Raw genomic sequence first — 5,982 nt, 5'->3', positions numbered from 1 at the left:
GATTTAGTGCATTCTATTTAAACAGATCCAATAGATCTGGAATACTCAGTGCTGGACCAATTGGTGGTTTGGAGCAAACGGGTAAATATAAAATTGACTGTAGATATACAGTTAGCACATTAATTAAGAAGCTAGAAAAAATCGCTAACATGCGCGATAACATCTTCGTATACAATGAAGATTGCATTGATTTTCTAGAGAGATTCGATGATAAAGAAAATTATAATCGAGATTTCATATATTTAGACCCACCTTATGTAAAGGAAGGTAAAAATATATACTCAAAAAATTTCTGTTTCAATGAAGCCGAACACAGAAGACTGAAAGAATATATTTCAGGATACTCTAATCGTTGGCTTATATCTTATGATGATCATCCGTTAGTACATGAGTTGTATTCTAAGCATGGCGCAAGAGCTGTTGAAATAAGTTACGTCATGAATAAAGCTAAAGTAGGTAAGGAGTTAATGATCGCAGACTCAAGACTTAGAATGCCAGAGTCCCTATTTACATCTGACGTACTTGACTCTGTAGACCGTATTTTTGACAACAATGATAATATAAAAACGGCCTAAATTTAGGCCGCATCACCCTGTAACAGTTCCGTTTTATTTATAACATATTGACATATATCGTGAACCTCTTCTCCTCTCTCAATTAATAGATCTGGATTTGCTGCTGCCAGCTCTAGCCCTCGTTTAAAATAAGTGGGTAACCTAAGCCTATGAATCACAGCACCAAATTCATCTGCAATGAGAGACACTTCAGCTCGTTTTAACGACTCGTCATCACTTTCAAAATCAAAGGGTATAACCATAGCATCAATTATTCTATATATACGTTCTGATAACCAGTGCCGCTGTATCGCTTCAATATCCTCTTTTACCGGTTTCGAACGCCAATTATTACCACTCGCCACTTGTGCAAAATAAATTATTTTTCCACCAGGCATTTTATCCATAGGATTATTATCTGTCCAAGATATAACATCAATTCCAGCATCCTTGTGAGGGCGTGTTTGAAGATAGAGGTTAACACTGTCAAATGGCTTTACTCTACCTTCGCCAATCAATCCTACCGCTCTATTTAATGCATCATAAAACTCTGAGCTATCAGGCCTTGGCCAGCCAAAAGATAGACTATGCCCCTGTGTAAAACCAGCTAATGCTATTGTCGCCGCTATTTGCAATAAATCGCGATCTTTATTAGTAGGAGTTGATAACCCACTAAATAATTTAGATGCAGACATATGAGAGAAATATAAACAATAAAGATAGATATGTTGATCAGTTGTCAACTCATCTATACTCGCCGCCTTTAACTCTAGGCATTGTGAATCTTCAACAAAAACAAAAGGATAACTATCTCCTAAGATTGAACTTCGTTGCTGCGACTGTTCCAATAATTTTTGAATTTCATTTTCAACACTGGCATCTTCCTGACCTATATCTGAAGATGAAAATGAGTCTAAATTCTCTAAAATATTTCTCAACTCAGATATTCGGAATGTAAAATAAACATTTGACAGGCACGACAGTTCCAACCAATCTAACTTCACTTGAATATAGTGACTTTCAGGATAGGGCAGCAGTTGCATCTTTTAACCCTCAATATTTTGCAACTGAAAATTGACTTTTGAAACTTTTTTCTTGAATTGCTCTATATAATTTTTAGTTGTCTCATCCAAAACTGATGTTCTATCTAAAACAGAGGATATAGTGTCAAGTTGTTTATTTATCTCTAGAAATGAATCCTTTATATGCTGTAAAGGATCCCCTGCTTGTTTGTAAAGCTCAGATAAACTTTCAGCACCAGACTTAAATGCCTCATATGAGGCCTGATTAGCCAAAACCTCACCAAAATACTTTAGGTCAGGATTCTGAGATGATATTAATGAAAGTCTTCTTTCTTTTTTAAAACCATATAATCCGATCAAAACATCTTTCAATTTTTCGATGTTTTTGGAAGGGACAGGGTCCGCATTCAATGTAACATTCCAGTCCCTTTCAAGGCCAAGAAAATCTTTATACTCAGTTCTGTTTAATGCCGTATACAGATGTGAAAATGAAAATTTTGGTGACATTCTATCCGCATGTATATCATATACATTTGAATTTTTTGCTTGTTCAAGCACAAACATGGCACTAACAATTGAACGGACAGTATTATTACTATCACCTAATTTTTTCGTTATATCATCAATTGTTAAACCATTCCCCCTTTCACTTACAAACCACTTGTATGCAAACTGTGCTTTTGCAAATGAATCCCATTTATGAGGTCCGTTGACATGCTTAAAACCAATAAATGAACGGGCTTCAGACTCATCATTTACAAGGTATACAGCGACTTCACTCAAACTTCTTAAAACATCAGGCCTCAAGGAGCTTGGCACGACAACACGACATTTCTGCGCCAATCCAGGTTCTGTTAGAAGTTTTATTGCTGCCAAGCGGCGATTTCCCTCTAACACAACATATCCATTGTCCTTTTTCATGACGATTAAAGGTTCAATAGACATATATCCATTCTCTGAAATGGATTTAATAAGCTCATCCAAATCAGCAGTGTCAGACAATGCTTTAACTAATTCATCAACCTCTGATTTATCATTGAAGTCTCTACCATTATATAATCTAGGATTTTTAGCATCCAAGATTAACTCTGTCGGTGATATCATTTGTGTTTTAAATGGTTCTAATACTGTACGCATCATTTCATGTACCATGCTTGATATATTGATAGAGATATTCTATTAGTTTTTCATCTCATTACCATTTTTTTTTAAAGTTTGCTATGAAAAAATGGTAATATTGTACATATACGTGCACTTACAGCTTGAACAGAAAAACTAATCAAGCTAACATGTTAGCCTTCAATTCTCTGTCTGAAAATTAAATCTCTTTTCTATCGTTCAACTAATTCTTCTAATACTAGCCGCCGCCCCTCAGGCGTCAGCGACCCCATCAAGCTCAGCACCAGCTGGTTTGTGGTCTTGGCCGAAGGACTTAGGGTGTGGGCGAACGACAGGGTGGCCACCCAGCTGTGACCGCATTCAGCGTCAGTGCACTGGCAGTAGAGATCCGAGACATCATCGCTCAGTCGGTTGGTCTTGGTAATGCGGCCCCGCTGGCCACACACTTTGCAATAAACCCGCATTACGCCCCCTTTTCTATCCAAATCAACAGCCTATCTTGCCACAGCGAACACTGTTTGTTTATACAGTTGAACCGATATTCTCCCGAAAATCGACCCAGAGGGAGCGAGGGAGTCCCGCGCTGTTGATGGCATCCTGGATAAGCTCGCACAGCGGCAGCACCTCGTTGCGGGCATAGGTGGCATCGTACTTCTCGGGATCCCCGAGCCCTCCCCCGCCATTGGTCGGAATGATGCCGGCCAGCGCCGCCGGGAAGCGGTGAGAGGTCAGTACATCTTGGGCAGTGATCCCCTTGATGGCCGCGAACTCGTCCTTGGTGGCAATGTCCCCCACCGGAATAAGCTTGATGCCATCGGGTTTGCCGTCCGGGATGTTGACGAACATGGAGCGGAAATTCCCCACCCCCTTGCTGCTCGCAATCATCTCCTTCATCTCCTCCTCGGTGTCGTCATCCATGTTCGGGTCGGTGGCGTAGAAGATGAAGCCCATGTGGGCGCCGTTGAGGAAGTATTTGCGCCGAAACAGGGTCGCGTCCTGGTTAAGCAGCGCCGACTGCAGGCCGCCCAGGTAATCGGGCATGCCGTAGATCTGCTGCTCGGGGTCGTACTGGGCAAGCCAGATGACATCCTCCGGCCGGTAAATCAGGTTCGGTTTACCTTGCTGCAGGTAGACAAAGCAGCCATCCTCGCGCCGGCGCAGGTAGACGCTGGAGAGCGGCAGCAGCCCCACCACCTGGTTAAACCCGTTGCGCAGCTTGAGCAAGCCCGCGTCCCCGAACTGCAGGTAGTTATGAGCAAAGGCGGTGACAGTGGTGCGCTGATTGGTAAAGCGCCCCGCCACCATGTTGCGGCGCGCCATCAGGATGGCCCCGTGGTGGGCATTGGCCCGCACCACCTTGGCCAGCCCTTTGCGCTCGATGGGCGGCTGGTAATACTCGCCATAGGGGTTGTAGAACACCCCGGTGTAATCGGTCATCCAGGCGGTGGGGTCGATGGCCTCCGGCATGCTGAACGCCACCGCGCTCTTTGCTGGGGTGGCCGCCCGGGCTGGTTGGGATTTGTGTCGCTTGGTCATGCTGCCTTTCTCTCCTGGCTGGTTGCCCAGGTGGATTTACGTTTGCGGGTGGTATCGAGCGGCTCGTTGGCCACAGCGTGGGCGATGGCAAAAAAGACGTCTGCGTGGCCGGTCACATTGTCCCGGGCGGCCCGAAACGTCATCTGACCGCCGCCGGTGGTGCTGCGCTTGATGGCAAGGAACGCCAGCGGAATATCCCGATCTGCGCTGTCCCACTCGATGCGGTTTGCCTCGACCACGTCGATCATCTTGAGGACCAGCCGCGATTTGCTCTCGATGCTGTAGTTGATGGGGTGGCATATGCCTTTGAAGGTGGGCTTCAAGAGGTCATAGACCCCGGCGCCAATGCCGGAGACATCGACCCCGAGATAGGTGACCCGGAATTTCTTGGCGATGCGCTCAATCTCCTGCGCCTGGTACTGGAAGTTGAGCCCGCGCCAGTAGTGCTTCTCGAGCACCCGAAAGCGCTCGCCAGCGACCATCGGCGGGGCAACCACCACCAGGGTGGCGTTGTCGCGGGTACGGCTCGGGTCGTAACCCAGCCACACCTCGCGCCGGCCAAACGGATCAGGCCGCCCGGGCTTGTAATCCTCCCACCGGCTCGGGTCTACCCCGGCCCGCTCCATGTCCTGGAACTTGAACACCGACAGCGCATCATCGATAAAGCGGCACATGTAGAGCCTGTCGAACACCTCCTCCGGGTACTCGTCTTTAAGCTCCTCGATGTCGATGAGGTTGCAGCCAAGCCGAATGGCATCTTCGATGGTGATGACGTAACGCCACTGCCGATCCGGGCAGACGCGGCCGCCATCGCGCAGGTCATTTTCGCCCGGGAAATCGATCGCCACCCGGCTCGGGCGTTGCCCCTTCCAGCGATCCCCCGTCCAGAACCGATACGCCTCGTGCACCTTGCTCGACGGGGTTGAAAAATAGGTCTTGCGCCAGCGGCTCTGGGTCGCCATGGCGCTGGCCACGTCGGAGAGCTTCTCGAAGTTGGGGATCCAGAAATACTCGTCGATGTAGACGTTGCCGGAGCGGGACTGGGCGCTGTTGGAGTTGGTGGAGCAAAAATGCAGCTCGGCCCCGTTCGAGAGCACGATGGGGTTACCGGTCAGAGTGACGCCGAGGAAGGTCTGGGCAATCTTGCAGATATAGGAGCGGAACACCTCTGCCTGGGCGCGGGTGGCTGACAGGAATATCTGGTTGCCGCCAGTGAGAATGGCATCTTCCAGTGCCTCGCCGGCAAAGTAGTAGGTCATGCCGATCTGGCGGGATTTGAGGATATTGCGGGTGCGCGGCAGCGCCGGGTCGTTCTTGGCCTCCCGACAGCGCAGCTGGTAGCCAAACAGGGTACCCAGCCACTCGGCAAAGTCGTTGGCCGTCAGGTGGCTGACCTCGTTCTTGCCCTTCTTGCCGCCCTTCCCCTTGCGGCCGCCCTCCTGGCCACCGCGCCCGCGTGGGGTTCGCGGTGAGGCGGGTTCGTCTCCCACTTCACGTTGGGCCTTGATGGCCTGCTGGCGCTCGGCCCACTTGATGGCCTTCTCTTTGAGGCTGACGTGGTGACCGATAAGCCGGTCCAGTTCGTCCAGCTCGGCGCTGGTTTTCTTCTCTCGCCCGAGCAGCGACTGCACCCGGCGGGCAATGGCATCCTCCACAGCCTCTTCGGTCAGCAGATCCCGCCAGCCGTATTTCTCGGCCCAGAAGTAGACCACACGGCAGGAGTTAAGCCCCAGTTCGTCCTTGATCTCCTG

6 protein-coding genes are annotated in these 5,982 nt (G+C 48.6%); 1 reads left to right on the top strand and 5 read right to left on the bottom strand.

Translation table 11 applies throughout. The features are described from left to right. A partial coding sequence (locus AACS18_RS07445) for a DNA adenine methylase (RefSeq protein WP_146184751.1) occupies positions 1-575 on the top strand: 575 nt, incomplete at its 5' end. Between the two features lie 2 nt (positions 576-577). On the opposite strand, the gene AACS18_RS07440 is transcribed toward AACS18_RS07445, so the two are convergent. From AACS18_RS07440 to AACS18_RS07420, 5 genes are all read right to left on the bottom strand, one after another. Beyond that, a complete protein-coding gene (locus tag AACS18_RS07440; RefSeq protein ID WP_108612136.1) occupies positions 578-1,597 on the bottom strand; it encodes a hypothetical protein in 1,020 nt (339 codons plus the stop codon). Positions 1,598-1,600: 3 nt separating this feature from the next. Further along, complete coding sequence (locus tag AACS18_RS07435) at positions 1,601-2,716, bottom strand: ParB/RepB/Spo0J family partition protein (RefSeq protein WP_108612135.1); 1,116 nt, start codon at positions 2,714-2,716, stop codon at positions 1,601-1,603. Between the two features lie 191 nt (positions 2,717-2,907). Next, a complete protein-coding gene (locus tag AACS18_RS07430) occupies positions 2,908-3,159 on the bottom strand; it encodes an ogr/Delta-like zinc finger family protein (RefSeq protein ID WP_108612134.1) in 252 nt (83 codons plus the stop codon). Positions 3,160-3,217: 58 nt separating this feature from the next. Further along, positions 3,218-4,231: a phage portal protein gene (locus tag AACS18_RS07425; RefSeq protein ID WP_108612133.1), complete on the bottom strand. Its 1,014-nt coding sequence runs from the start codon at positions 4,229-4,231 to the stop codon at positions 3,218-3,220. Continuing rightward, positions 4,228-5,982 (bottom strand): terminase large subunit domain-containing protein (locus tag AACS18_RS07420; RefSeq protein ID WP_108612132.1); only part of this gene is annotated, 1,755 nt, incomplete at its 5' end. The genes AACS18_RS07425 and AACS18_RS07420, both read right to left, overlap by 4 nt.

Source organism: Aeromonas sp. HMWF015, from assembly GCF_963878965.1.
GTDB classification, from domain to species: domain Bacteria; phylum Pseudomonadota; class Gammaproteobacteria; order Enterobacterales; family Aeromonadaceae; genus Aeromonas; species Aeromonas veronii.
Note: the sequence above shows the minus strand (reverse complement) of the source record. Positions and strands in the feature narration are given on the sequence as shown.